The following is a 26,905-nucleotide window of genomic DNA, read 5'->3' as shown; positions in this document are numbered from 1 at the left end:
TTCGATCAAGCGCGGGCCGGTTCGAGCTTCAGCAAAAGCTCGGCGATCTGCACGGCGTTGGTCGCGGCCCCCTTGCGGAGGTTGTCGCTGACGCACCAGAACAGCAGCGCATTGGGATTCTTCAGGTCGTTGCGGATCCGGCCGACGAAGACGTCGTCGCGTCCCTCGGCCGAGGCGGCCAGCGGATACTGCTTCGTCGAAGGATCGTCGACGATCGTCAGTCCGGGGGCGTTCCGCCAGAGCGTACGCGCTTCATCGGCCGAGAGCGGCCGTTCGGTCTCGACGAGGATCGACTCGCTGTGCGAGTAGGCCACCGGCACACGGACGCAGGTAGGGACGACGTCGATCGAGTCGTCGCCCATGATCTTCCGCGTTTCGTCGACCATCTTCATCTCCTCCTTGGTGAATCCGTTCGGGAGGAAATCGTCGATCTGCGGGAGGCAATTGTTGAGGATCGGGTGGGCGAACTTGGCCGGCGCGGGAACGGGCTCGCCGCGGCCCCAGGCGCGGGTCTGGGCCTCGTATTCGTCGACCCCCTTCTGACCGGCCCCAGAGGCCGACTGGTACGTGCTGACGACCACGCGGCGGATCCGGGCGGCGTCGTGCAGCGGCTTGAGAGCCACGACCATCTGGATGGTTGAACAGTTGGGATTGGCGATGATCCCCTTGTTCTTGGCCACGTCCTGGGGGTTGACCTCGGGAACGACCAGGGGGACCTCGGGATCCATCCGGTAAGCGCTCGAGTTGTCGACGACGACCGCGCCAGCCTCGGCGGCGATTGGGCTCCACTCGCGGGAGACGCCGGCCGGGGTGCTCGAGAGGACGATGTCGACGTCGCGGAATTCGTCGCGGGAGATCGGCCGGACCGTATGTTTCTCGCCTCGGAACGTCACCGTCTTACCAGCGCTCCGTTCGGAGGCCAGGAATTTAATGGAAGCGAGGGGGAACTCACGCTCTTCCAGGAGGCGAATCATCCTCTCGCCCACGGCGCCGCTGGCGCCGACGACGGCTACGTTCTTCACGATCGGGATCTCCGGACGTCCAAAAGGCGGGATTCGGCTGCAAGGCTTCACACGACTCGGATCGGATGCGGCTTCCCCATCTTACGATTTCGCCGCCCGTCACGCCACGCGAAGCATCGTCCGGAAGGGATCCTGAGGAGGACGGTGCTGTGCGCGAAGCGAGGCAGTTCCTAGAATGGTTATTCTGAATCCATCGCGTCGTCGGCCAGTCCGACGCGCGGCCATAGACCTTGGGCGGGGCCGCCCGGCCCGAGGCGTGCGACGAGCCTGAAATGTTTCGACGCCATCGTCGCCTGAGAGGTTCGTGATTTTCCCCGGAGAGTCGACGTCGTGAAAGTCCTGGTCATCGGCAGAGGGGGCCGCGAGCACGCCCTGTGCTGGAAGTTGAAACAGTCGCCGCGTGTTACGGCGGTGTACTGCGCCCCGGGGAACGCGGGAACCGCCCTGGACGTTCAGAACGTCCCCATTGAGCCGGGCGACCATCGCGGCCTCGTGCAGTTCGCCAAGCGGGAAGGCATCGGTCTGACGGTGGTCGGGCCGGAAGAACCGCTGACCAAGGGCGTCGTCGACCTGTTCATCCGCGAGGGCCTGCGAATCTTCGGCCCCCGCCAGGACGCCGCCGAACTCGAAGGAAGCAAGGTCTTCGCCAAAGACCTGATGCGCCAGGCCGGCATCCCCACGGCCGATTATCGAATTTTCCGAGGCGCCCCCGACGCCGAGCACTACATCCTCTCGCGCGAGGTCGCCCTGATCGTCCGCTCCCGCGGCCGGTCGACGATCCGCAACACGATCCACTGCCGGACCGCGGCCGAGACGCTCGAGGCCGTCGAGCGGATTCTCGACCCCCGTGAGATGCTCAGCCCGGGCGTTCAGGTCGAGATCGAGGATCGGGGCGCTCGGAAGGTCTTCTCGACGATCGCCGAGGCTCGCGAGTTCGTGCTAAGCTGCCCGCTTGGGCTCGTGGTCAAGGCCGACGGCCTGGCGGCGGGCAAGGGCGTGTATGTTTGCAGCACGCTGCGGCAGGCGCTCGACGCGATCGACCAGATCATGGTCCGTCGAATCTACGGCCAGGCAGGCGACCGGGTTCTCATCGAAGAGAAACTCGACGGCCGCGAGACGAGCGTTCTGGCCCTGACCGACGGCCGGACGATCATCCCCCTGGCCTCCAGCCAGGACTACAAGCGGGCCCTCGACGGCGACGAGGGGCCGAACACCGGCGGCATGGGCGCCTTCTCCCCGACCCCGATGGTCACCGCCGACCTGATGCAGAACGTCGAGCGCGAGATTCTCGTGCCGATCGTCCACGCCCTGAAGCGCTCGCGAAGGCCCTTCCGCGGGGTCCTCTACGCCGGCCTGATGCTCACGAACCAGGGGCCAAAGGTCCTTGAGTTCAACGTCCGGTTCGGCGACCCCGAGACGCAGGTCATTCTGATGCGTCTGAAGTCCGACATCCTCGACGCTCTGGAGGCGGTGGTCGACGAGCGGCTCGACACGATCGACCTGCAATGGGACGCTCGCCCTGCCGTGACGGTCGTGATGGCCGCCGAGGGGTATCCCGGCCACTACGAGCGGAACCGCGGGATTCAGAACATCGCCGCGGCCGACCGACTCCCCGACGTGAAAGTCTTCCACGCCGGCACGAAGCTCCGTCCCGACCCTGAGGTGGGACGCGATCCGCGAATCCTCAGCGACGGCGGACGGGTCCTGAACGTCACCGCCCTCGGCGACGACCTGGCCCAGGCTCGTGAGCGGGCTTATGAAGCCGTGCGGACCATCCGATTCCCGGGGAGCGTCTACCGTCGCGACATCGCCGAAGGGATCGTCGAGGCGGACGGCGCCTGATCCGCGCCGCCCCTCGCCGACTGACTCCGTCACTTGACGTGATAGAGCCCCTGCAAGGCGTTCTGCGCCTTGCCGTACTGGAGCTTGCGGTTGAACGGAGCGGTGTCGACCTTCGGCGGGAGAACCGCTCCCTTCACGATCTTGACGTGCTTGGCGTAGAAGGCCTGGTCCGAGGTGGTGACGATCGAGCCTGCGATCGCCGAGTTGTCGACTTCGCCCTCGATCTTGGCGTTGATGTAGCCTCGAGGCAGGACGATGTTCTGCGGCGCGCCGAAGGGGAACCGCTTGCTCGTGACGTCCTGGAAGGAACCCGGATCGTTGATGCCCGAGGGATCGGGGTCGACCGACACCGAGACCACCGAGTTGACCACGCTGCCGGCGATCTGGGCGTTGATCCCGCCGCCGCCGTGCGCGGAGGGGATCGACTGGCCGACGAAGTCGTTGAACGTCCGGTTGTCGATGTTCGCCGGCGCCTGGCCGTTGAAGGCGCCGCCGCCGCCGGAAAGCGACGAGAAGGTGTTCGCGTCGGCGGTGATCCCCTGGGAGTAGCCCGACTGGATGAACGAGTTCACCAGGTCGCTCCCCAGCTTCATGTTGTCGATCGTGCGGGAGACGGTGACCTTTGAATTCACGGCCCCACGGTTGGCGTGGAGGTGGCTGATCCAGGCGGAATTGATGACGACGTTGTCCATGCCCCGGCCGAACGACACGTCGCGAGAGCCGCCAGGCGCCAGCAGCATGACGTTGTTCGTCTCGCCGCCGATCATGAAGTTCGTGATCTTGGGGTCGAGCGTATCGCCGGCGGAGGCGGAGAAGATGCTCGACGCCAGAGCCATCGTGGTGAAGTTGGTGGCGTTGCCGCCGACTCGGACGTAGCCGATCTGGCCAGTCACGTCCCCCCCCTGGGAGACCAGATAGGTGCCGCCGGCCTTGGTCGTCGTCGCCGACGAGTCGAACTGGGTCGGAGCCAGACCACTCGACGTGTTGCCGTTGATCTCGTTGGCCTGGAAAAGGTTGACGCGGCCAGTCACCAGGAACGTCACGCTCTGCTGGTTGACCGTGGTCCCGCTGGAGGTCGTCGTCGAGGAGGCGTTCGTATTGACCGAATCCACGATGATCGAGGTGCCAGTCGTCGCCGGCAGGCCGAGGTTGACGACGAACTCATTGCTCTGGCCGGTGGCGGCCAGAATGGTTCCGCCGGCGGGAGTGTAGTCGACGTCCACGCCGCCGAACCGCAGGACGTTGATCCCTTCGGGCGCCGTGATGCCGCCGGCGAGGTCGAAGCCGGAATGGACCTGTGAAGTAGTCGTCGGCGTCGCGGTGCTGGTGTGGCCCAGCCAGAAGTCCGGCATGTCGACCAGCGCGATGCCGTTCTGCGCCTGGGTCGACTTTCGATCGATCCAGGTCGAATCGATCATGCCGTACGCGCCGTTGTTCTGGATGTTCAGGTTCTGGAAGAAGACCTTGCCGTCGCCGTTTGCACCCTTGGTGACCGTGCCGACGAGCCGGCTGGAGTGGGTGACGGTACCCGCGACGGTGATCGTGTTGATCAGGTCCGGGGTGTTGGCGTTGTCCTTGGTGAACGCGTTCCCCTGCTGATCGACGACGTTGAGCGTGCCCGGCCCGTAAAGGGTCAGCGTCCACTTGTCGCCGTCCGCGTCGGTGCCCGAGACCTGGGCCGACTTGATCCCGGAGTACGAGGAAAGCACTTGGCGGATTTCCAGACCCTCGGCCAGCGGCCGGAAGGATCGTTTCGAGAGGGTTCGCTTTCGCGTCGACATGGATCAATTCCCCTTAGCTCAGGAGGCTCGCCCGGGGTTCGGATTGGCGGCGGCCCCCCGAACGGTCGCCCAAGGCGTCGACTCCATCCAGCCTCCCAGTCCGATCGGGGCGGAAGACGTGCATCCCCGGGGGGGCGGCTGGATGTCTGCGGTCATCCCTCGCGGGGGGAGATGACCCTGGAGATTCGGCACACCTTGTTCGATAATCGGTCTCGCCGGCGGCGCACTTGAGAGATTCCCCAAAATCCGCGCAACCGGTACAGGACGAACAAGGCCACCCTTTCTATCGGCGTTCGCCTCAAGTTTCCTGAGCCGAGACTCGCGGGAATCGTGCGGAACCGCGGTACTCGCCGCTATGAAGTCAAGGACGTCGTCTCGCCCAAAGGGGTTACGTCGTCCGAAGTCACCCTCGTCAAGGCGTAAGCCGACGGGAAGGACAGTCTCGCGATGATCGATTCTCCGGGCGGGCGAAAGCGAACCTCCATCCATATCACCCGACAGAGGGCCTCCCGGCTTTACACGCTGGTCCGTCTCCTGGAGGACCGCCCCCGCACCCGCGACGAGATCCTCAAGACCCAGCGGATCGGCCTCCGAACCTTCTATCGCGAGCTCGACCTCCTCAAGCGATGCGGCGTGAAGGTCCTCCATAAGGACAAGCTCTACACGCTTGCCCCGACCCCCGGCGGCGCCGAAGGCCGCCTCCCTTTCCCAGACCCCCAACTCAGTTTCGCCGAGATGTCCGAACTGGCCCGCTGCGAATGCGAGGCCGGTCGACGCCTTGCCGCCCTGCTCGCCTCGGTCACGGAGCAGTCCGCCCATCCGACGACGGGTCGGCAGTCGCGCTCCCGAAAGCGATGAGGGCGTCTCCCTGAAATCGCCTTCGGTTTTTGCCGACAGAGCGCGCGCTTCCCCCCTGCCTACGTGGATGAGTTCCATACACGTCGCACGCGAGCCCGTTCCGGGCGAATCCGGTCCCACCGGCGCGGCCGTCCTCCCACATCCACGTTGCAGGAGCATCATGATGTCGCATCAAGAGGGAGACATTGTCTACTCGCCGAACCGTCGCGAGGTCCTCATCAAGGGGATTGCCGGGGCGATGGCGGTCTCGGGCTTCTGGTCCCACACGGGGACGGTCTATGCAGCGGTTCCGGGAGTGACTCACGGCGAGACTCCCGGCCTCACTGAAGGACCATACTGGGTCGACGGACAGCCCCAACGGATCGACGTCCGGTCTGACACTCTGACCGGCCTCTATGCCTTGGGCGTCCCTCTGGTCCTGTATCTCCGGGTGTATCAGCTTTCGGACACGGCCCCCTACACCATCACCCCACTCCCCAAGGCCCGTGTCGACATCTGGGCCTGCAACGCCCAGGGGGTCTATTCGGGGGTCTCGGCTCAGAACACGACGAGCTCGAATTTTCTTCGCGGATACCAGATCTCCGACGCCAACGGCGTCGCCAACTTCCGGACGATCTATCCCGGCTGGTACTCCGGCCGAACGCCTCACATCCACATGCGCGTCAGGACTTTCAACTCGTCCGGGACGACCGCCTACAACTGGACGTCGCAGCTCTTCTTCGACGACACGATCACGGACACCGTCTACGCGAGCAATTCGGCCTACACTCGGGCGCGGTCGCGCGACACTTACAACGCCAACGACAACATCTATATGGGCCCCTCCGAGAACGGCAGCCCCACCACGGAAGCCGGCGACTACATGCTCCTCACCCTCGCCGACAACGGCGACTCGGCCGTCGGCCACTTCAACATCGTCCTCGATCTTCTCGACTCCGAGAACGCCGACCCCACCAACGGCTCCTCCGGCGGAACCACGACCGGCGGTGGCGCCACCACCGGCGGTGGAACCACGACCGGCGGCGGAACGAGGCCTGGTGGGAGCAAGCCCATCAAGAAACGCTCAAGCTCCTCTCGCGGCTGACGCTCGACTCGCTCGGCCGACTTGGAGGCCAGGGGGGCCTTCTGATACGATCATGAGTCACAGCGAGGCCCCCTTGCCCTCAGACGGTCCCGCGGACCGAGGACGATGCCATGCGTTCGGATACGATCAAACAAGGTGACGCGCGCGCGGCGCACCGGAGCCTTCTGCGGGCCACCGGCGTTCGCGAGGACGACTGGAAGAAGCCGTTCATCGCGATCTGCAACAGCCACGTCGACATCATCCCGGGCCACGTCCACCTCCAGGAGGTCGGCAACTTCGTCAAGGAGTGCGTCCGGGCCGCGGGCGGTGTCCCGTTCCTGTTCAACACGATCGGCGTCGACGACGGTATCGCGATGGGCCACGGCGGGATGAAGTATTCGCTCCCCTCGCGCGAGTTGATCGCCGACTCGGTCGAGACGATGATCAACGCGCACATGTTCGACGGGATGATCTGCATCCCGAACTGCGACAAGATCGTCCCCGGCATGTTCATGGGGGCGATGCGGGTCAACGTCCCGACGATCTTCGCTTCGGGCGGGCCGATGGAGGCCGGCAAGACGGCCTCCGGCAAGACGGTCGACCTGATCGACGCGTTCGTCGGCGGCGTGCAGAAAGCCCAGGGGAAGATGACGGCCGAGGAGCTGGACGAGATCGAGAAGGCCGCCTGCCCCACCTGCGGCTCCTGCTCCGGCATGTTCACCGCCAACAGCATGAACTGCCTGGCTGAGGCCCTGGGCATGGCCCTTCCCGGCAACGGCACCCTCCTCGCCACCGCCGCCGACCGTCGGTCGCTCTTCGAGAAGGCCGCGAAGCGGATCGTCGAGATGGCGCTTGAGTTCAATCGCGTCGGCGAAGGCCACGGCCTCCTCCCTCGCGAGATCGCCACCGCGGCGGCGTTCGACAACTCGATGATCCTCGACATGGCGATGGGAGGCAGCACCAATACCGTGCTCCACATCCTGGCCATCGCCCACGAGGCCGGCGTGCCGTTCACGCTCGATCGCATCGACGAGTTGAGCAAGAAAACGCCGAACATTTGCAAGGTCAGCCCGTCGAGCAGCTACCACATCGAGGACGTCGCCCGAGCCGGCGGCATCCATACGATCCTCGGCGAGATCGCCCGCGGTCTCCCCGGCCTGCTCGACCTGTCGGCCCGCACCGTGACAGGCAAGACGCTGGGCGAGAACATCGAGGAGTACGACGTGCGCGGCGCCACGGCCACCCAGGCCGCTCGCACGATGACCCGCGTCCGTCCCGGCGGCGAGCGATCGTCGCAAGCCTGGACCGTCCCCAGCGTCGCTGGTGATCCTCGTTCGCAGGCGGCCGGCCTCGCCGTCCTCGAATCCGAGGGCGAGTCCGAAGCGCCGACGTCGAACGGCGACGGCGGCGGTCACGGCCCGTCGGACGACGGCTACAACGCCTTCGACGTCATCCGGACGGTCGAGAACGCCTATTCGAAGACCGGCGGCCTGACCATGCTCAAGGGGAACCTCGCCCCCGACGGCGCGGTGGTGAAGACGGCCGGCGTGAATCCGAAGATGATGAAGCACAGCGGCCCCGCCGTCATCTTCGAGAGCGAGATCGACGCCTACAACGGCATCGTCTTCGGCAAGGTGAAGGCCGGCGACGTCATCGTCATTCGCTACGAAGGCCCGCGCGGCGGCCCCGGCATGCAGGAGATGCTCGCGCCGACCACGGCCGTCAAGGGTGTGGGCCTGGACGACAAGTGCGCCCTGATCACCGACGGCCGCTTCTCGGGCGGGACCGCCGGCGCGTCGATCGGGCACATCAGCCCCGAGGCCGCCGTCGGCGGGCCGATCGGCCTGATCCGCGATGGGGACATCGTCGAAATCGACATCCCCGCAGGCAAACTGGCCGTCCAGCTCTCCGACGAGGAATTGAAGACCCGTCGCGAGGCCTGGAAGCCCCGCCCCTCGGCTTTCAAGTCCGGGTGGCTCGCCCGCTACCAGAAGCTCGCCACCAGCGCCGACACCGGCGCGATCTTGAAGTGGGACTGACCGAAACCATGAAGACTCTCCGATCACGACTCGCCGTGATCGCGCTGCCAGCCCTGCTGCTCGCGATCACGAGCGATCCCGTCTGCGCCCAGGAAAAAGCAGCTTCAACCACGACGACCTTCCGCAACCCGCTGAAGGTTCACGGCGCCGATCCCTGGCTGATGTATCACGACGGCTGGTATTACCTGGCGACGACCACTGGCCGTGACGTCCAGCTCCGGAAGGCTCGTCGGTTGGGCGACCTCAAGCAGGCCCCCGATCAGGTCGTCTGGAAGGATTCCGACCCAACGCGCAACCGCGACGTCTGGGCCCCGGAATTCCATCGGCTCGACGGCGGTTCGGGCCCTCGGTGGTACCTCTACTTCACGGCGAGCGACGGCAAGGAGCCTAACCACCGGATGTACGTCGTGGAGTCCGCCGGCGACGACCCGATGGGGCCGTACACCTTCAAGGCCAGGCTCCAGACCGATCCCAAGGATGAGTACTACGCGATCGACGGCACCGTCATGAAGATGCCCAACGGCGCGAGCTACTTCGTCTGGTGCGGCCGGCCCAGCCCGACCGGTCAGGGGCTCTACATCAGCCGGATGGCCAACCCGTGGACGCTGTTCGGCCCCCGGGTCTACCTGATCGTCGACGGTTTCGGCTGTGACTTCGTCCGCGAAGGCCCCGTCGCCCTTCGCCAGGGAGACCAGGGCCGCATCTTCCTGATCTACTCGACCTGCCCCGCCGACACCCCCGACTACAAGCTCGGGATGATCTCGATCGCCCCCGATGCCGACCCGATGAAGAGCGCCTCCTGGGAGCAACACCTTCGGCCGGTCTTCGAGAGGAACGACGCGGCCGGCGTCTTCGGGCCGGGCCACAATTCGTTCTTCAAATCGCCGGACGGCCGAGAGGACTGGATCGCCTACCACGCCAAGTCCGGAACGGCCGTCACCTACTCCGATCGTTCGACGCGAGCCCAGAAGTTCACCTGGAACCAGGACGGTACGCCCAACTTGGGAGCCCCTCTGGGCGTGGACGTCGACGTTCCGGCACCCTCTGGTGAACCGACCCCGACGCCCTGAAAAGAGATGGGCGGACCTTCTCCCCTTGCTTGAGAAGGTCCGCCCTCAGAGGTGGGATGCTGGGAAGTGATCCGAAGTCCTCCCCCCTTGCTAAAGGAGGACTCCGGCGTGTTTGAGGCGGGGCGAGGTCGTGTTATCGCCCTTCCCCCTGTGCGAAGGGGAAGCCTCGAATCGAAGGGATGGACTCAGTCAGGACCGACGAGTTCGCGTCCTCAATGCCGGCCGACCAGCTCCGGTGAGCGACCCAGGGCCGGCGGGAGTTCGTGGAGCGAGCCCGTCGGCACGGCTCGCTGGAATTCACGGTGAGCGTGGCGGTTCGACCCGTTCGGGGCGAAGGTGCCCTGCTTGCTCAGGAAATCCGAATTGAGCCGCAGCCAACGGAGGATCTCCGAAGCGGCCTCCCCCGCGACGACGAGGTCGCTGCGGCCCCCCGCCTGGGCCGAGAAGCCCAATCGGAGTTGAGGTCCGTCCGCGCCGTCGCTCTCGACGACGGCGTACGCTAGCAGCTCTGGATTGATCAGGATATCGCCGACTGACAAAAATCTCTTGCTCATGACTCGTCTCGATTCTGCCTTGGTATTCGGTGGGCGGAAGAGACCGGGGCCTGCAGGTCGCGCACTTGCGGCCTCGAAACGGCGGCGGTCTCGGATGCTTTGTGTTCGGTGATTTTCCGCGAAAGCCGATTGGCCTCGGACTTTCACGTCGACGGCGGCCTTCAACGCCTGGGGGGCGGAGGCTCAGTCCGGACGCCTTCTCGTGTTGGGCGTCAACAACAGCATCGACTCGACCGCGTCGGCATGAGCGAAACTCCTGTGTAGGTCGGCTAGGCTCGAACGGAAGAGGTTTCGACGCCGCCGCCGACTCGCGACGATCCAAGCCTATCTGCTTATCGACTTCTGAGCAAGGCTAATTACACCATTTCTATAGAACTTGTATGAAACGCACGTTCCGGGCTCACTGTCTCTTCATTTCACAGATTCGCGTGAGGCCGATAGGAGCGCCGAAAGTATTTGGCGAGAAGATTCCCAGACGCCCTGAACTCCCCGCGTTTCGTTTTTGAAATCTCGACGGGTGGACGACGGGGCGATCGGATCTACCATTCTCGGACCGTCCGAATCGCGGTGAGGGCCACGGACGGCGACCTCGGCAGGTTTTGCGGAAAGAGTCGCCTTTACGGAAATTGGGCGAACTCGGCAAAATATATGATATAGCAAAACCAGAATCCCGATCCAAAGGAGTAGATCCCAGTGGCTGGGCGGGTATTCAGCGCCGAGGCTTGGCCCAGTGGCCTGGAGGTTGGCGAGAATGAGCGTCTCAGAGTCTGCGCGGCCGTCGTTCGACGATGCTGTCCTACAACGACGGATCATGCAGTTGCGGAGTCCTGACCACGTCACGAACCTGCTCTACCTGGCTCGTGAGTACGTCTGCCTGGCGGTGATCATCGCGACAGCGGTGGTGTTCGCCGAATCTCGAGCGGGCTGGGGCCTGTCCTGGTGGTGGAACTTGCCGGTCTTTGCGGCGGCGATCGTGCTGATCGGCGCATTGCAGCACCGGCTGGCGGGGCTCGGGCATGAGTCGTCGCACTATACGTTCGTGAAGAACCGATTCCTCAACGACCTGATCCCAGACCTCTTCTGCATGTTCCCGATCCTGACGTCGGTGCACTTCTACCGCGTCTTCCACATGGCCCACCACCAGCATACGAACGACCCAGAGAAAGATCCCGACCTGCTCAATCTGGGCCGCGGGAAGCGGGCGTTCGAGTTCCCGATGACGCGGAAGCAGTTCATCGCGCTGGTCTATTTCTGCATGTTCGTCGCGCCAATCCGGTTCCTCGAGTACCAACTGGCGTATGTGACCGTGAACACGTTCGGCAAAGGCCGCAGCATCTACAACGGCACGGCGCGAGGGAAAGGGTTCGACATCTACCTGCCGAGACTGTCCACCTGTCTGGGGCTGGCTTATATCCTGGGGATCAACGCCGTCTTCCTGTACCTCACGCGGACGGATCACCCCACCTGGATCTTCCCATCGGCCTTGATCGCCGGCACCCTTGGGACGGTCGTCGCCTACACGCTTCCCGATCGGTTCGTCTTCCAATCGCCGTTCCGCCAGGCCTATTCCACGCGGTTCGCGGGCTCCGCGCGGCTTTGGTTCTTCACGATCGTCCTGGCGACGCTTGCCTCGCTCCGCTGGGCGAGCGACGGCCGCTCCCCGGTCTACGTTTTCCTGCTCTGGCTTGTGCCGCTCGCCTCGTCGTTCCCGTTCTTCATGCTCCTGCGCGACGTTTACCAGCACTCGAACGCCGATTCCGGACGGCTGACGAACTCACGGGTCTTCTTCGTCGATCCGTTTACGAGGTGGGCCGTGTTCATCTACGGCCAGGACATGCATATCCCCCACCACCTCTTCCCCACCGTACCGCACTATCGGCTCGCCGAGTTGCACGATCTGCTGAAAGAGCGGCACGAGGCGTACAACCGCCTGGTCGTCGAATGTCACGGCACTTTCCGAGGCGACCACCAACACCCGACCATCCTCGACGAGATGACCAAGAACCACCCGCCGCTGATGGCCGGTCATCCTGGCGCGTGAGCCCTCCAGAGGTGGATCAACGGCTTGACGCCTCCCGTGGATATTGACCAGATAGTAGATGCGGGAGCGTCAAAGCCTCTTGGCGTCGAGGTGGAAGGACCTCGGGGATGGCGACAGCCTCAATCGGACAGACGAGTGCAACGACCCAGGAAGATCGACGAGTCCTGAGGGTTCCCATGGATGTGCACCTGGCGGTCGACGCCGATGATTTCGTCAACCTCTGCGCCGCGAACAAGGACGCAAGGCTGGAACTAACAGCCGATGGAGGCTTGATCGTGATGGCGCCGGCGTCGCCCGACGGCAGCGGTCGTAACGCGGAGTTGACGATTCAGCTTGGCATCTGGAACAAAGCCAAGCGGTTGGGAAAGGTCTTCGATTCCTCCAGCGGCTACACCTTGCCCGACGGCTCGATTCGATCACCGGACGCCTCGTGGATTCGATCCGATCGATGGGCCGCCGTCGACCGAGCCGAGCGCCGCAGGTTTACCCACATCGTCCCCGACTTCGTCGCCGAGGTCCGCTCGCCGAGCGATGGGATCAACGACGTCCGCGCCAAGATGTCTGAATACATCGCGCAGGGGGTGCGGCTCGGCTGGCTGATCGATCCTGAGACGCGGACCGTCGAAATCTACCGACCTGATCGCGAAGCCGAGATCCTCGCATCTCCCGAAAAGATCTCGGGAGAGGACGTCCTACCCGACTTCATCCTCGACCTTGCCGAGATTCTCGCCGACTGAACTCGCCAGCCGCCGAGGCCTCCCGCGGCCGTCGCAGATGGTTGACGACATTCTCGATCGAGCCCACTCCCATCGGGAAGTGAGGAGGGCGAACCGCTCGCCGCCGCAGGTCGGCGCGAGCGCGGCGACGGGCTCGGAGCGAGCCGACCTCGCGCACGGCGTCGACCTTGCCCAGGAAGAACGGGATGAACCGCAGCCGGGCCAGTCGCCAGGCGGCCTGAGCCGTCAACAGGGCGAGGTGAGGCAGGAGAGCCCCGGCCAATCGGCGAGCCGGGAGGTTCGACCAGAAGACCAGCTCGGCGTTGCGAGCCATCAAGCGCTGGAGATTCGGATTGCGGTGGTCAGCCGTGGCGGAGATGTCGTGCAGAATGCGGCAGCGAGGCGTAAAGACCACGCGATACCCCGCCCAGCGAAGCTTGAAGCCGAGATCCACATCCTCGTAGTACGAAACCAGAGAGGCGTCGAACCCACCCACTCGCCGGAGGACGTCGGCCCGGTAGAACGAGGCCGATCCGCTGGCGCTCATGACCTCCTCGACGGGCCGCGACTCCCAGCGCGATACGGGCTGGCCGTGGCCGCGCTTGGAGGGCCAGCCGGCGAGGCTGTAGTCGTCGCCGGCGGAGTCGACGCGGTCGGGCGTCGAGCGAACGAGAACCAAAGGTGTCACCGCAGCGACGGAAGGGTCGCCGAACGGCTCCAGTCCGGCCTCGATCCAGCCGGGCGACGGCTCCGTGTCGTCGTTGAGGACCTGGATGAAACGGCCATGTGCGGCCTCGATCCCAGCGTTGGCGGCGCGGCAGAACCCCTGACCCGGAGCGAGCCGAACCACACGAACCTGGGGATAGGCTCGCGAGAGCCATTCGCTCGTGCAATCGTCGGGGCCGTTGTCGGAAACGACCACCTCGCAGGTCAGCGCGGGATCGCCTGGGAGGTTCCGGAAGATCGCGGCCAGACAGGGCTCCAGCAGCCGCCGGCCGTGATAGGTGGGAATGACGATCGAGCAGGTCGGATTCAGGCCTGGGGCCGCTTCGGGGTCCGCGAGATGTTCCACGAGATCTTTCCCCAAGCGACGTGCTGGAAGGTCATGAACAGGATGCGGAAGTCGATCCAGAACGACCAGCGATTGATGTAGTCCAGGTCGTACTGAATCCTCTTCCGCAACGAGGTCCGCCCTCGCCAGCCGTGGACCTGCGCCCAGCCGGTCATGCCACACGGAACGGCGTGGCGGAGGTTGTAGTCGGGCATCCCGGCGGAAAACTGCTCGACGAAGATCGGTCGCTCGGGACGAGGGCCGACGAGGCTCATGTCACCCTTCAACACGTTGAAGAGTTGGGGAAGCTCGTCGACGTTCGTATGGCGGAGCCAGTCGCCGATGCGGGTGCAGCGGGCGTCGTGGTCGGAGGCCCAGATCGGCCCGGTCTCGTCCTCGGCGTTGCTTTTCATGCTCCGGAACTTGATGATCCGGAACAGCCGCCCCCCCTGCCCGATCCGCTCCTGCGTGTAGAAGATCGGCCGGCCGGAGGTCACCAGGATGGCCGCGGCGACGACCAGGAACAACGGGGCGAAAAGCAGCAGAAGCGTCAGCGAGACGATGACGTCGGAAGCGCGCTTGGCCAGCCGAGCGCCGTCGGTCCCCGCCCATTTGCGGACGCCCGCCCAGGCCGCGCGCAGATCAAGGGCAGAGGGCTCGAAGGGAGTCGAGGAGTCCAGGTCAAGCCCGGCGAGGTCGGGAGTGTGGTCGCCGACGGCGATCCAGTGGACGCTCGCCCGGACGCTCGAAATCCGAGCCAACCGCCGCCGCAAATGCTTGCGGGGCTTGGAATGAGCCACCAGAACGTGGGTCGCGCCGGCGAGATCGACGATCTCGTCGAGCCGATCGATGTCGCCCAGGACCGGGAGCGGGCTGGTCCGGGGGTTGACAGCCAGGTGACGGCCCCGGGATCGCGGACCGGTCGTGCGATGGTGTCCCGCGTCGATGAAGCCGACGATCGGCACCGGGCGCGAGTGCAGGTCTCGCAGCAGCTTTCGGGCGTCGCGAGGGGCGCCGACGATCACGATTCGCTTTCGCGATCGACCGGCCAGTTCTCCCACCCGCTCGCGACCCACGATTTCCAGGGAATCATTCATGAGGCGCCACCGATCCCTCGGCTCGGACTCCGGGAGCCGCCGGGCCGCTCGGTCGCCCGATTGGCCTTTGCGGACATCCACCGTTCCCCGTACCATCCTTGGCGAACGCCGCCCTTGGCGGGCTTTGCTTCAAGCTCTTCCATCGGTCCAGCCGACGGAAACGTCCAGTGAAACCGAAAGTCCGCCGAATCTGGGCGAAGCGGTGAACCAGGCGAGGTCGACCCGAGTGGACCAATCCCCCCGACATCCCCAGCCCCGCCTGACGGTCGTCGTCGTCAATTACGACGGCTGGCCCGACGTTCTAGGACTGGTGGAACGTCTCGTGCGCGAACCCGAGTTCCTCTCGGGCGCGTGCCGGATCGTCGTCGTCGACAACGCCTCTCCCTCGCCTGCGCCCCGGGCGGAATCCCTCCGCCTCGCCGGCGTTCGGCTCGTGCAACGGCCCGATAATGGCGGATTCGCCGTTGGTGTCAACGCAGGTTGGCGGACCATCCCAGCCCCCTGGCTCCTCCTGCTCAATCCGGACGTCGCCGTGGAGCCCGGAACGCTCGGCCGCATCCTTGCGCGGATCGACGACCTGGAGGCCCGCGCAGACGATCAGACCGGCGTCCTGGGTTTCGGCATCGACAACGCCGACGGAACGCCCCAGGGCTCCGTGGGGGTCTTCCCCGGCCTGCTCCGGACCTTTCGCGAGCAGTTCATCGAGCGTCGGCGTCGCAAGTACGTCCCCGAGCGGCGGCTCCGTCCGGGGCCCGTTGACTGGGTCACGGGCGCCTGCATGCTGATCGACGGCCGGATGATGGCTGAACTCGGCGGGATGGACGAGGACTTCTTTCTCTACCACGAGGAGGTCGCCTTCTGCCGGGTGGCTCGCGACCGAGGATGGAGCGTGGAGTACGACCCGACGGTGCGCGTGGTCCATCGAACGCCCTTGCAGGATCGGCCGATTTCGCCCAAGATGCGCGTCGTCATCCGCCATAGCAAGCTGCTCTACTTCCGCAAGCACGCCTCGCGGCCCGAGTTCCTCGTCCTGACGGGGATCGTCGCACTGGAGGCGGCCGTCCGAGGGGCCTGGGCGGCTCTGAGGCGACGGGAAGACGAGCGACGGGCCTGGCGGGCCGTCGCCGGGATCGTCCGCAGCCTTCGCCGCGGCGGGGGTCCGCTCGGTCGGGAGGTGATCGAGACGGCCGAACGAGCCGTCGCCGTCGCTTCGACGAGGCTAGGAGACGGCCCCATCCGACCTAACAGGTCGCGACGCCCCGCGCGGGCGTCCAGGCCCCCCGGCGGCTGACGACGGGCGGAGGATCCGCCCGGCAGGGATGGCCGAAAGGACGGATCCGACGTGACGCCCGCACGACACGCAACCCGAATCGCCCTGTTGACGGCCTTCGCCGCCGTGCTCCTCGGCCGACTGGCTGCGACCACCGAGGTCATGTACGCCGACGGCCTCCGATACGTCGCCGCCGCCCGCGCCGTCGACCGCGGCGACTGGCGGACCTCGGTCGTCCGATCCGTCGACCACCCCGTCTACCCGATCGCCGTCGCCGCCGCTCATCGCGTTCTGGGACTGGACGACGGCCCGCAAGGGTGGCAGACGGCTGCCCAGACGGTCTCCATGATCGCCGGCGCAGCGCTCGTGACGCCCCTGTATCTGGTGGCTCTGGAATTGTTTGGGGCGACATCCGCCTGGCTCGCCTGCCTGCTGACGTTCCTGGTCCCAACCACAGGTCACGTCCTGGCCGACGTGCTCTCGGAAGGAACCTTCCTCCTCTTCTGGACCTGGGGCGTCTGGTCGGCCCTCCGCTTCTTTCGCCAGGGTTCCATAGGCTGGCTCCTGCCGACGATCGCCCTCGCCGGACTGGCCTATTTGACTCGCCCCGAGGGTTTGCTCCTCCCCGTCGCGCTGGCGGGGACGCTCATGCTGACCCCTCTCGCGGCCTCGATGCGCCTGCCTCGAACCGTGTGGCTCCGGGCGGCCGGTCTGATGGTTGTTGGGCCGACGCTGATCATCGGGCCATACATCGCGATCAAGGGGGGGATTGGCACCAAGCCGGCGGTCGCCCGGCTGCTGGGCACCGCCCCGAAGTCTGAGGCGACGGCCGTCGAACGAGCCCGTCCGCTCGACCCCGATCAGACCGCGTTGAAGGCGTTCGCCGTCTCCTGGCGCGAAATGTTCCGCGCCGTGCAAGGGGCCGTCACCACGCCGCTGCTGGCGCTGGCGGCCTTTGGAATCCTCCGCCGGGGACCGGCGCGGGACGCGGGCCAGTCGCGAGGCAGACTGTTCGTCGCGATCTACGGCGGGCTCTGGATGCTGGCGTTGGTCCGACTCTTCGCCACCGGCGGCTACTGCACGCCCAGGCATGCGTTGATTTTGGCACTCCCCTTGATCGCCGCGGCGGCTCAGGGGGTTTCGGCGTTGGGCGAGCGGCTTGCGGGCCGATTCGCTCAAAACGCCGGCGGACGAATTCCGGGGCTCGTCTCCGCAGCCTTCGCGGCGGTGATGATGGTCGGTTGGGGGCCTCAAACCCTGGAGCCGTTGAACGCCGATTACAACGGCTACCGCGAGGCCGGGGAATGGCTGGCGGCGCACGCCGCCCCCGACTCCCGGGTTTTCGATCTCAAGGGCTGGGCGCTCTATTACGGCGACCGACCCGGCTACTCGTTCCCCGACTACCCGTCAGCGTACGGCGACCCGAAGTTGGGTTACGTCGTGGCCCACGACGCCTTCCTGATCGGCGAGTGGCCGTATTGCCAGGCCGTGCGCGACCACGTCGCCGGCCGGTCGCCGGTCGTCTCGTTCCCACCGACTCGCCGCAAGGGAGTCGCCCAGGTCCACGTTTTCGAGTTGGCTCCGGCCGTGGCCGGTTCGACACCCTCACCATCGACCTCGACGCAGTGACGCCATGGACAGACGAAGGAGCGTCGAAATGAACACGGAAGCACTCGACCTGGCTCTCGGAAACGACTCCGACGTCGACGCCGGCCTCACCGGCCCTTTCCGACACCCGGTCCGCATCGTTCTGTTGATGCTGGCGGCGGCCGTTTTCCTCGGCTGGTCGCTCCGGCATTCCGAGGCGACGCTCCGCGACGGCCTGCGCTCGATCCGGGCGGCCCAGAGTCTGAACGCCGGCGAATGGCGTGAGGGCCTCCGCGAAGTCGAACACCCGCTCCACCCGCTGGCGATCGCCGCGGCGCACCGGCTCATCGGCGGCGAGGGGCCGGAATGGTGGCAGCGAGCCGCCGTCTCGGCCAGCTTCGGCGCCGTCGTGCTCATGATAATTCCGCTCTATCTCGCAGGCCGCGACCTGTTCGGCGACCGCGCTGCGTGGCTCGGCTGCGTCCTCTTCGTGTTCAGTCCGATCGTCTCATCGCTGGTCGTGAACGTCCTGAGCGAATCGACCTTCCTGCTGATGTGGGCGTGGGGACTCTGGGCCTCGGTGCGGTTCCTCCGAGAGGGTCACACCCGCTGGCTCCCGGCGGCGGCGGGCTTCGGCGTCCTGGCCTATCTGACGCGGCCCGAGGGCCTCTTGCTGCCGGCGAGCCTCCTCGCGACGCTGCTGGTAATCCCGCTGCACCATGCCACTCGCATCAACTGGCCGCGATGGCGGCGGGCGACGGGCCTGCTCGGGCTTGGCGCGATCGCGCTGGCCGCTCCCTACGTGGCCGCCACGGGTTCGGTCACCGTCCGACCAGGGCCGGCCCGAGTGCTGGGTCTTGAGGCCGCATCGGCCCCGATGGCTCTGGAGCGGGAGGCCCCGATGGTCGAGGGGCAATCGACGAGCGAGACCTATCGACTGGCGGCCCTGCGTCTGATCGAGGTCGTCCGCGCCGACGTCCCGATCCTCCTTCTGGCGACGGCGTTCCTTGCCGCAGCGACCGCCCACCGGCATGGCCCGCCGTCGCGGACATGGGCGTTTTTGGTCGTCGTTCTGGCTGCGTCGGCCCTGGCGCTGGTCCGACTTCACGCCACGGCCGGCTACTGCTCTCCACGCAACGCCCTGGCTCCCGCGATGATTCTGATCCTGACGGCCGCCGCCGGCCTGGACCGTCTGATGACGGCGGTCGCGATCCCAGGTCGATTTTTCGGCCTGCCGCAGGAGCGACTCCGGCCGGGTCCAGTGCTCTGGGCTGCGGCCCTGGCTGCCATCGTGATCCTGCCGCGCTTTCGCGAGCCCTCAACGCCGACGCCTGGTCCGTTCAACGTCTACTGGGACGCCGGTCGTTGGCTGGCGGGCTCCGCCAAGGACGGCAAGATCCTCGACCTTACCGACTGGTCGCTCTACTTCAGCCGACGCCCCGGGACGACCTTCGCCCAGGTCCGCGAGGCCGCCGCCGACCCGACGATCCGCTGGGTCGTCGCAACGCGGAGCCAGATCGAGAGCGCCTCGACCTACGCCTCGACTCTCCGTGAGTTGATTGGCGACCGGCCGCCGATCGCCGTCCTGGCCGGCGGCGAGGGCGAGAACCGAGTGCAGATCCAGATCTTCGAGCGCGCCGACAACCGCGTCGGCGCGGTGGATGGACCGACCCTTCGCTGAGAGCCGATCGCCATGGACATTCGTGACGAGATGAGCCGCCGGGGAGCGGACCAGGCTTTACGCATCGGCCGCGTAGCCGCTCCGATCCTGATCGCTCTGACAGCCCTCGCGTTGACCATCTCGCCGCGGGCGTCGATGAGTCTGACTTACGACGAAACGTTTTATCTCCGCGAGGGGATCAAGACGCTTCACGGCGGCAGGTTGGATCGAGATCTGGTGAAGTTCGGCGTGGCTCCCCTGCCGATCGCTCTGAACATGGTCCCCGGGGTCTGGCTCGCCGGCTCCGACGCCTCTCACGACGTCTACGCAACGCACCCGGGAAACAACCGACTGATCACCCTTCCCCGCTTGATCACCACCTGCACGACTCTTGTGCCGCTGGTGTTGCTGTCGTTCGGATGGCTGCTCGGAAGGAGAGGCCTGACGGCGGCGATCCTGGGCGCGGGAATGATGGCGACCTCGCCGAGCCTGCTGACCCACGCCTCGATCGCCGGAACGGACGCGGCTTTCGCCTGCTTCGCCACGCTGGCGGTCCTGGCGATCGGCCTGCATCGTCAGGTTCCGACCTGGATGCACCTGATCCTCGCGGGCGCCGCGGCCGGTCTAGCCTTTTCGACCAAGTACACCGGGGCTTTGCTGTTCCCTTGCTTCCTCGTCGGCCGTTCCTTCGATTTCCTACACGCCTGGCGAACTTCTGACAAGTCGCTTAGACGTCGAGTCTTTCGCTTCGGGACGGACGTTCTGGGCTTCCTGGCGATCGGCCTGCTGACGGTCTGGGCATGCCACGGCTTCCAGGTCGACCCGGACCGAAAGTGGCGGGGAATCTCGCTGCCGACGTTCGCGATCTCGTTCCAGTATCAACTCGAACACAATCGGCTGGGCCATCCGGCGTTCTACCAGGGAGCGCGGTCGCTCTCCGGGTGGTGGTCGTACTACCCTTACACCTTGCTCGTGAAGAGCACGCTCCCGGAACTCGCCCTGGCCGCGGCGGGCCTTGTGGTCGGTCTTCGGGGGCTCTCAGGCATCCGTCGCGGCGGCCTGGGAATCGACGGCTCGCGTGCAACTCTCCTCTGGTTCGTCGCCATTACGGGCGCCGCCTTGATCGCCTCGCCGATCTGCATAGGCCACCGTTACACTCTGGCGATGTATCCCATGATCGTCCTGCTCTCGGTGGACGCCCTCGCGGGCGTGGCGCGCAACATCCGGCGCGCCCACGCGCTGGCGGGGCTTCTGCTCGGCGGTCAGATCGTCACCTGCCTGTTCGCCGCCCCACAGTATCTCTCTTACTTCAACCCCCTCTTCGGCGGAGGGGCCACGGCGTGGAAGCGGCTGTCGGATTCGAACCTCGACTGGGGCCAGGATCTTCCCGCGCTCAAGACGGTGCTCGATCGCGAGGGCTTCAAAACCGTGGCGCTAGACTACTTCGGAACCGCCGCGCCGAGCGATTACGGGATCAATTCCGACCCGATCGACGGCTTGCGGCGGCCGATCGAGGAATACGACGCCCTCGCGGTGTCTGTCACGCAACTGCAGTCGGTCTACCTCCGGCCTGGTCAGAAGCATCCGACGACCCCGGACGTCTACCGAAGGCTGAGGAGAGTCGCTCCCACGTTCCGCGTGGGAGGATCGATCTTCGTCTACGACCTACGCCCCGACCGCCTACGCCACGACAGCCTACGCGAGGTCGTGGCGACAGCCGTGGACGGAATTCGCAACCCGGCCGTTCAGACCGCCGTCCGCGTGGATTCAGCGCCGGTCCGACGCTGAGCTTCACGCCCGATGTGAGCCTTGGCCGGCGTCAGCCGTGCGGATTCCTCGCGTTCTTTCCGGACGTCGTCGACGAGAATCAGGAAGACGGCACCCAACGCGACGACCTCGACGGCCGTGGCGGCGAGCAGCGTTGAACTTCCCAGCCATCCCGGCTGAAGCGAGGCCAACCGGTCCATGCTCGTCCGCCAATCCGGGAAGGCCGTGTAGAACGGGATCATCCGGCCGTGGACGGCGATCGCCTCGGCCGTGATGGAAACAGCGGCCATGGCCAGGGGCGGAAGCGCTCGCAATCGGCCGGGCAAGGGCCACCGCATCAGACCGACGACCACGAGCGTCAGGAACCAGGGCATCGCCGCGCTCGCATACCAGGAGCCCGTCGACGAGCGTCCCCAGGCCAGGTGCGACTGCACCACGTGATACGCCAAAGCCGCCGTGTACGAGAGGACGATCATCACGCAAGCAGCCGGGACGATTGGACTCGCGAACGCTCCCCTGGTCGTTTCACCTCGGCGGCGAAGCACGGCTCCGACTCCCAAGGCCCAGACCCAACCAAGGATTCCGTAGAACACGAGCTTCTCGTGCCAGCGAATCGCCTTCGGGTGAGTCTCCAGGAAGCTCCATCCGCCCGCGAAGAACATCCGGCGATCCCAGAGGTCCACGAACCAGCCGAGCCAGGGAATCTGCTGAGCCGTTCGGAAGAGGTCCGCCGGGCCGTGACCGCGCTGATGGTTGAGCGCCGCTTCCTGCATCGAGCTGATCGACCCGTAATGCGCGAGGTTGAACCGCATCTCGGCCTGAGTCATCACCAGAAAGCCTAGCGCCGACGCCAGGCCGCAGGCCGCCGCGCGACGGAAAGGCACCTCGCGCCGAGCCGCCAACGCCAGGACGCAAAACCCGACGAAGGGGACGAGCGCGTAGTTGGTCGCCTTGGCCAGAGCCGCGAGGCCGGTGAGCAGACCGACGCCGAGGAAACTCAGTTCCGGGCGGCGAATCTCATTCCACGGTTTGGTCGCGATCGTGAGCATCAACCAGATCAGGAGCGTCGCCAGGAAAACAGCCAGTGCGTCGTTCGCCACGCGGACGCCGTTGATCAGGAACAGCGGATACGTCGCCAGCACGACCCCCACCCAGGCCGCCGATCGACGTTCTCTCAGCAGTCCCGACAGACACCAGAACGCCGCCCCCACCGCCGCCGCGGTCAAAAGCAGGTTCGCCAACCGCATTCCCGAAACAGACGACCGGATCGACCCCAGGCCGCCGAACGCCGCGTAGACCGGCCTCAGAACCTGATAGGCGAGCGGTCCGTGTTGCGACTGGTAAAGCGGAATCGGTCCGCCGTCCCGGAAAGTCGGGCTCGCGCCGGACTGGCGATCAGCCCAGAATTGGGGGTAGCCTACGCCTCCCGCCGAATTGAGCCCGTCGTGAACGGCCGAGTATGGCTGAGGCGACTTCACGGCCACCCTCAGGAGGGCCTGGGGCGTCGGCGTCTCGCCGACGACGGGGGTGCGCCCCCCTTCGCTCAGGTGCTCGACGTAGGCGACGTGCTGATACTCGTCCCAGCCTTCGAACGGAGGCATGGCGCACATAAGGACTACGCCCCGGGCCAGGACCAGAACGACGAGTGCGGCCGCGAAACGGCACTGGAACGAGGCCCTGGACTCGCCGTCGACCGGATCGGCCGACGACTCGCCCGCGTGTGCATAAAGCATGGTCTCACATCCTGCAACGTCGATTCGTAGCGACCGGCGCGCGGCCAGGGCGTCCTGCCGACTGGCGTACCGGGGCGTTCTTGCTTTCTATCGACGTCGCAGGAATGCAAATCCACCAATTCGACCGGTGGGATCGTTCAGCGTTTCAGCCTCGACAAGGCCGCGCCGCGGGTGTCGGCGATCTCCAGGACCTTCTGAAGATTCATCGTCCTGAAAATATCCAGGACGTAGGGGGCGACCCCGAAGAGAACGAGTTGTCCGTTACGGCGATCGACCCGCCGCTTCACGGTGACCAGAAAGCCGATCTCCGAACTGGCGAGGTAGGAGACATCGGTGAGGTCGAGGGCGAATCGACCGTCCTCTCGCGACTCGATCGTCTTGTACAGCCAGTCCCGCTGAGAGAACTGCCAGTCGAGGTTCTCTTCCTCCACGGTGTCGAAGGCGACGATCATGACGCCGCCCGAGTCACTCGTCGTGAAGTTCAGCATGCCCAGCCCCTGATCGAGAGGGGAGAGTACGATGCGGAATGGCTGTCGCGCTGGCATCCCTCGGTCGTCGAGGTGCTTGAGGGCCGAGTGAGGCCAGCCGAGATTCTAACCGGGCCGCACCTTGAATCAAGAACGATCGGATGCGTCCGAGGCAGTGCGCATGATATGGCGACCCGCCCGGGCCACAGGTGCGGCCGAGCGGATCGCCGGTCTGGAACGCCGATCGTTTGTTCGGATCAGCGGCTCCTGAGGGTGACCTGGGCGGAGGTCAACCCGTCGGACTCAGCCCGCAGGGTGATGGAGCCCGGCTGACCAGACCGAGCGCGGAGGATCGCCTGGCAGAGGCCGTTATACGCCTTGCGGCTGCTTGCCTGGAACGGCTCATGGCTGGCGGCGTCGCCGTTGCCGACGGCCGCGATCTCGGAGGGGCCCTCGATCGTGAACTTCACGAGGTTACCACTGCGAGGAACCGGAAGACCCGCCGCGTCGACGACCGTGACCGTGGCGAAACTCAGATCGAGACCATCGGCGGCCACCTCCGACCGGTCGACCGACAGGACGAGGCCGGCGGGGGCTCCCGTGGTTTTCACGACGTCGGTCGCCCATTCCCGGCCGTTCTTGTAAGCCACGGCCTTCAACTCGCCGGGCTCGTACTTCACGTCGTCCCAGCGGATTCGATATTCATATTCGCCCCTCTTCTTGCGCCCGAGGGATCGGCCGTTGAGAAACAGCTCGGCCTCATCGCCCGAGGTATAGAGGTGGACCGGCGTGACCTGCCCTAACCGTTCCGGCCAGTTCCAGTGCGGCAGGATGTGGGCCATCGGCAGGTCGGGCCGCCAGCGAGCCTGGTACATGTAGAAGCGATCCTTCTTGAACCCGCAGAGGTCGAGGATCCCGAAGTAGCTGGAGGCCGACGGAACCTTGAGTCGCCCCAACCGCTCCAGGTCGGCCTTCATCGCCTCGCGCTGGGCGGGGTCGGAGAAGTTCAGCAGGTTGGTGGAGTCGCTGTTGTAGGGGGTCGGCTCGCCGATGTAGTCGAATCCCGTCCAGACGAACTCGCCGAAGAACCGCGGGTGTTTGTCGAGCGCCTCGAAGACCTCGTCGGGAGTCTGCGCCCAGGCAGGAGCGTCGACGTCGTAGGACGACACCTGGAAGTTCGCCTGCGAATCCCGGCCGCGCTTGATCGGGAAGAAGTACTCCCCGCGCGAGCTGACGCATGACGACGACTCGCTCGTATAGATCGGCTTGTTCTCATTCCCCGGGTGGTTGAGGATCCGGGAGTACGCCTCCAGATGGTAGTTCAGCCCGAACGCGTCCACGGCCGTCTGGAAGCCGTTCACGCCGGCCTGGGGATGGTGGCAGCCTGCACTGACGGGTCGCGTGGGGTCCTCGGCGCGGACGACGTCGGCCATCGGCTTCGCCAGCCAGGGACCGTCCTGCTCGACGATCTCATTGCCAATGCTCCACATGATCACGCTCGGATGATTCCGATCGCGGTGAACCATCGCCTGAAGGTCGAGCGGATACCATTCGTCGAAGAGCGTGCTGTAGTCGCCCGGAGTCTTGCCGGTCCGCCAGCAGTCGAACGCCTCCACCTGGACCAGGAACCCCATCCGGTCGGCCAGGTCCAGCAGTTCAGGGGCCGGCGGGTTGTGCGACGTCCGTAGCGCGTTGCAGCCCATTTCCTTCAGGATCTCGAGTTGCCGCTCCAACGCCCGAACGTTGAGCGCGGCACCGAGCGAGCCCAGGTCGTGGTGGTTGCACGTCCCCTTGAGGAACGTCGGCTCGCCGTCGAGGGCGAAACCCTTCCCCGAGTATTCCAACGTGCGGAAGCCGAAGGGCTGGCCGTAGACGTCGACAACGTCCCCCGAACGCTCCACGGTTACGCGGGCGAGATAGCGCTGGGGCGTTTTCGGATTCCAGAGCTTCGGATTCGGGACGACGGCCGACAGGTCCACCGTCCGCGGGTTCTCGGCCAGCAGGATCTTCTCGACGGACTTCGTCTCGGCGACCTTCGCGCCGGCGACGCCGTGGGAGTCCAGTTCAAAGACTTCGGCCTTGAGCCCGGCCCGGACGTCGACGTCGTGCTGGTTGTCGAGCGTCACGGCCAGCTTGACGGTCCCCGACGCCCCGGAGATCGCGGGCGTGGTCGCAAAGACGCCCCAGTGGCCGACGTGCAGCGGCGAGGTCTTCACCAACCAGACGTTGCGATAGATTCCCGCACCCGGGTACCAGCGCGAGCCCCACTTCTCGGTATCGAGCCGAACGGCCAGGAGGTTGTCGGCGTCGTACTTCAGGAAGGGAGTCAGGTCGAGTCGGAACGATTGATACCCGTAAGGCCAACCGCCGACGAGCTTGCCGTTGAGGTACACCTGCGAGTTCGCCATCGCGCCGTCGAAGTCGATGAAGACACGACGGCCGCGATCGGAATTCGGGATGTGAAGGGCCTTGCGATACCAGCCGATCGCCTTCCACGGAAGCTTGCCGGTATCATTCGGCAGGTCGTCTCGGAAGGGCCCTTCAACGCCCCAGTCGTGTGGGACGTCGAGCTTACGCCAGCCCGTGTCGTCGAAAGCTGCCGACGACGGCGGTTCGCCCAGCGATCGGCGCTCGTTGGCGACGGGCTTCCCCTCGCGATCGAAGAACCGAAGCTCGGCGATGCTCGCCCACTTGGAATCGGGCAATCCGTCAACCCGGACCCGAATGTGCTTCGATCCCGGCTCGAAGGCGATCCGACGCGGGTCGCGGTCGGTCGCGGCCTGCTTCACGTCCTTCCAACTCTGGCCGTCGCCGCTTGTCTGGATGACGTAGACGTATCGGAGGTCGGGGAATTCCCAGTCGACCTCCAGGGCCGCAGCGTCTGGAGCATCGGCAAGATCGACGGCCAGCCACTCCCCCTTGCCGCCGCCGTTGGCGCACCATCGGGTGTTCGGATCGCCGTCGAGCGCGGCGACGGCGGTATTGTTCTTGTCGATCTCCTCGCTGGATGCACGCGATGGGAACTTCCAGTGCGTCCCCCCTGGCTCGGCCTTGCGCGAGCCGTCGGGCATGGGACCGAACCGCGCGAACTTCCAACCGGCGTTGAACGACTCGCGGCTGCGCGGAGGACCGGCCGCATTCGTGAAGGAGGTGAAGCCCAGCGCGGCCGTGAGCAGGCCCACGCCGCACACGGCTGTAGATCTGGCCGACATGATGACCTTCCGGGAATGGATGGGAGAGTTTCGATCCAACTCCCCCATGATACCCATCGCGCGGTGCAGTCATCA

Annotated in this window: 19 protein-coding genes; 11 read left to right on the top strand and 8 right to left on the bottom strand. The window is 65.8% G+C overall.

Translation table 11 applies throughout. From position 1 onward, the window contains the following. Positions 1-5 precede the first annotated feature (5 nt). Positions 6-1,022 (bottom strand): aspartate-semialdehyde dehydrogenase, encoded by a 1,017-nt coding sequence (locus tag G5C50_RS18755; RefSeq protein ID WP_165071798.1) that lies wholly within the window; start codon positions 1,020-1,022, stop codon positions 6-8. Between the two features lie 330 nt (positions 1,023-1,352). On the opposite strand from G5C50_RS18755, the gene purD reads away from it, so the two are divergent. Beyond that, on the top strand, positions 1,353-2,864 hold the full coding sequence (purD, locus tag G5C50_RS18750) for a phosphoribosylamine--glycine ligase (protein WP_165071796.1): 1,512 nt from the start codon (positions 1,353-1,355) through the stop codon (positions 2,862-2,864). A gap of 29 nt (positions 2,865-2,893) precedes the next feature. Here purD and G5C50_RS18745 read toward each other — a convergent pair whose 3' ends face one another. Beyond that, positions 2,894-4,645 carry a hypothetical protein gene (locus tag G5C50_RS18745; protein WP_165071795.1) on the bottom strand — a complete coding sequence of 584 codons (1,752 nt, stop codon included), beginning with the start codon at positions 4,643-4,645 and terminating at the stop codon, positions 2,894-2,896. Positions 4,646-5,092: 447 nt separating this feature from the next. Between G5C50_RS18745 and G5C50_RS18740 the strand changes: the two genes are divergently transcribed. The 4 genes from G5C50_RS18740 (at position 5,093) to G5C50_RS18725 (ending at position 9,675) form a co-directional block, all read left to right on the top strand. Then, positions 5,093-5,503, top strand: a complete 411-nt coding sequence (locus tag G5C50_RS18740) for a hypothetical protein (protein WP_165071794.1) — start codon at positions 5,093-5,095, stop codon at positions 5,501-5,503. Between the two features lie 163 nt (positions 5,504-5,666). Beyond that, the gene (locus G5C50_RS18735) at positions 5,667-6,587 is read left to right on the top strand and encodes a dioxygenase family protein (protein WP_165071792.1); all 921 of its coding nucleotides are present in this window, start codon (positions 5,667-5,669) and stop codon (positions 6,585-6,587) included. Between the two features lie 110 nt (positions 6,588-6,697). Further along, the gene (ilvD, locus tag G5C50_RS18730; protein ID WP_165071791.1) at positions 6,698-8,605 is read left to right on the top strand and encodes a dihydroxy-acid dehydratase; all 1,908 of its coding nucleotides are present in this window, start codon (positions 6,698-6,700) and stop codon (positions 8,603-8,605) included. Between the two features lie 8 nt (positions 8,606-8,613). Next, positions 8,614-9,675, top strand: a complete 1,062-nt coding sequence (locus G5C50_RS18725) for a glycoside hydrolase family 43 protein (protein ID WP_165071790.1) — start codon at positions 8,614-8,616, stop codon at positions 9,673-9,675. A gap of 212 nt (positions 9,676-9,887) precedes the next feature. Here the strand turns inward: G5C50_RS18725 and G5C50_RS18720 are convergent, their stop codons facing one another. After that, a complete protein-coding gene (locus G5C50_RS18720; protein ID WP_165071788.1) occupies positions 9,888-10,229 on the bottom strand; it encodes a hypothetical protein in 342 nt (113 codons plus the stop codon). Between the two features lie 751 nt (positions 10,230-10,980). Here G5C50_RS18720 and G5C50_RS18715 point away from each other — a divergent pair. Continuing rightward, positions 10,981-12,270 (top strand): fatty acid desaturase family protein, encoded by a 1,290-nt coding sequence (locus G5C50_RS18715; RefSeq protein WP_206107764.1) that lies wholly within the window; start codon positions 10,981-10,983, stop codon positions 12,268-12,270. Between the two features lie 176 nt (positions 12,271-12,446). Continuing rightward, positions 12,447-13,007 carry a Uma2 family endonuclease gene (locus G5C50_RS18710; protein WP_206107763.1) on the top strand — a complete coding sequence of 187 codons (561 nt, stop codon included), beginning with the start codon at positions 12,447-12,449 and terminating at the stop codon, positions 13,005-13,007. On the opposite strand, the gene G5C50_RS18705 is transcribed toward G5C50_RS18710, so the two are convergent. Together G5C50_RS18705 and G5C50_RS18700 are read right to left on the bottom strand one after the other, a co-directional pair. Then, on the bottom strand, positions 12,973-14,058 hold the full coding sequence (locus G5C50_RS18705) for a glycosyltransferase family 2 protein (RefSeq protein WP_240907230.1): 1,086 nt from the start codon (positions 14,056-14,058) through the stop codon (positions 12,973-12,975). The two genes, G5C50_RS18710 and G5C50_RS18705, sit on opposite strands and share 35 nt — an antisense overlap. Beyond that, a complete protein-coding gene (locus tag G5C50_RS18700) occupies positions 14,019-15,134 on the bottom strand; it encodes an exopolysaccharide biosynthesis polyprenyl glycosylphosphotransferase (RefSeq protein ID WP_165071783.1) in 1,116 nt (371 codons plus the stop codon). Before G5C50_RS18700 ends, G5C50_RS18705 begins: the two co-directional genes overlap by 40 nt. A 226-nt stretch (positions 15,135-15,360) precedes the next feature. On the opposite strand from G5C50_RS18700, the gene G5C50_RS18695 reads away from it, so the two are divergent. Genes G5C50_RS18695 through G5C50_RS18680 form a run of 4 tightly spaced genes read left to right on the top strand, consistent with a single transcriptional unit; the run spans position 15,361 to position 21,439 of the window. After that, positions 15,361-16,425 carry a glycosyltransferase family 2 protein gene (locus G5C50_RS18695; protein ID WP_165071781.1) on the top strand — a complete coding sequence of 355 codons (1,065 nt, stop codon included), beginning with the start codon at positions 15,361-15,363 and terminating at the stop codon, positions 16,423-16,425. Positions 16,426-16,476: 51 nt separating this feature from the next. Continuing rightward, on the top strand, positions 16,477-18,033 hold the full coding sequence (locus G5C50_RS18690; protein WP_165071779.1) for an ArnT family glycosyltransferase: 1,557 nt from the start codon (positions 16,477-16,479) through the stop codon (positions 18,031-18,033). Positions 18,034-18,061: 28 nt separating this feature from the next. Then, positions 18,062-19,672, top strand: coding sequence for a glycosyltransferase family 39 protein (locus tag G5C50_RS18685; RefSeq protein WP_165071777.1), 1,611 nt, complete (start codon positions 18,062-18,064; stop codon positions 19,670-19,672). A gap of 12 nt (positions 19,673-19,684) precedes the next feature. Then, the gene (locus tag G5C50_RS18680; RefSeq protein WP_165071775.1) at positions 19,685-21,439 is read left to right on the top strand and encodes a glycosyltransferase family 39 protein; all 1,755 of its coding nucleotides are present in this window, start codon (positions 19,685-19,687) and stop codon (positions 21,437-21,439) included. On the opposite strand, the gene G5C50_RS18675 is transcribed toward G5C50_RS18680, so the two are convergent. The 3 genes from G5C50_RS18675 to galB all read right to left on the bottom strand — a co-directional run bounded on the left by G5C50_RS18675 (position 21,397) and on the right by galB (position 26,830). After that, positions 21,397-23,151, bottom strand: coding sequence for a DUF2142 domain-containing protein (locus tag G5C50_RS18675; RefSeq protein WP_165071773.1), 1,755 nt, complete (start codon positions 23,149-23,151; stop codon positions 21,397-21,399). The genes G5C50_RS18680 and G5C50_RS18675 overlap by 43 nt on opposite strands. A gap of 137 nt (positions 23,152-23,288) precedes the next feature. Next, a complete protein-coding gene (locus G5C50_RS18670; protein ID WP_165071771.1) occupies positions 23,289-23,696 on the bottom strand; it encodes an STAS domain-containing protein in 408 nt (135 codons plus the stop codon). A 179-nt stretch (positions 23,697-23,875) separates the two neighbouring features. Continuing rightward, positions 23,876-26,830 carry a beta-galactosidase GalB gene (gene galB / locus G5C50_RS18665; protein WP_165071769.1) on the bottom strand — a complete coding sequence of 985 codons (2,955 nt, stop codon included), beginning with the start codon at positions 26,828-26,830 and terminating at the stop codon, positions 23,876-23,878. Between the last annotated feature and the right edge of the window lie 75 nt (positions 26,831-26,905).

Origin of the sequence: Paludisphaera rhizosphaerae (genome assembly GCF_011065895.1) — a bacterium.
Lineage (GTDB): Bacteria > Planctomycetota > Planctomycetia > Isosphaerales > Isosphaeraceae > Paludisphaera > Paludisphaera rhizosphaerae.
This window is presented reverse-complemented; position numbering and strand designations above follow the sequence as displayed.

Coding starts and splice junctions, on each gene's coding strand:
- G5C50_RS18745 (WP_165071795.1), bottom strand. CDS start 4,645: ATGTCGACGCGAAAGCGAACCCTCTCGAAACGATCCTTCCGGCCGCTG.
- G5C50_RS18740 (WP_165071794.1), top strand. CDS start 5,093: ATGATCGATTCTCCGGGCGGGCGAAAGCGAACCTCCATCCATATCACC.
- G5C50_RS18735 (WP_165071792.1), top strand. CDS start 5,667: ATGTCGCATCAAGAGGGAGACATTGTCTACTCGCCGAACCGTCGCGAG.
- ilvD (WP_165071791.1), top strand. CDS start 6,698: ATGCGTTCGGATACGATCAAACAAGGTGACGCGCGCGCGGCGCACCGG.
- G5C50_RS18725 (WP_165071790.1), top strand. CDS start 8,614: ATGAAGACTCTCCGATCACGACTCGCCGTGATCGCGCTGCCAGCCCTG.
- G5C50_RS18720 (WP_165071788.1), bottom strand. CDS start 10,229: ATGAGCAAGAGATTTTTGTCAGTCGGCGATATCCTGATCAATCCAGAG.
- G5C50_RS18715 (WP_206107764.1), top strand. CDS start 10,981: ATGAGCGTCTCAGAGTCTGCGCGGCCGTCGTTCGACGATGCTGTCCTA.
- G5C50_RS18710 (WP_206107763.1), top strand. CDS start 12,447: ATGGATGTGCACCTGGCGGTCGACGCCGATGATTTCGTCAACCTCTGC.
- G5C50_RS18700 (WP_165071783.1), bottom strand. CDS start 15,134: ATGAATGATTCCCTGGAAATCGTGGGTCGCGAGCGGGTGGGAGAACTG.
- G5C50_RS18685 (WP_165071777.1), top strand. CDS start 18,062: ATGAACACGGAAGCACTCGACCTGGCTCTCGGAAACGACTCCGACGTC.
- G5C50_RS18680 (WP_165071775.1), top strand. CDS start 19,685: ATGGACATTCGTGACGAGATGAGCCGCCGGGGAGCGGACCAGGCTTTA.
- G5C50_RS18675 (WP_165071773.1), bottom strand. CDS start 23,151: ATGCTTTATGCACACGCGGGCGAGTCGTCGGCCGATCCGGTCGACGGC.
- G5C50_RS18670 (WP_165071771.1), bottom strand. CDS start 23,696: ATGCCAGCGCGACAGCCATTCCGCATCGTACTCTCCCCTCTCGATCAG.
- galB (WP_165071769.1), bottom strand. CDS start 26,830: ATGTCGGCCAGATCTACAGCCGTGTGCGGCGTGGGCCTGCTCACGGCC.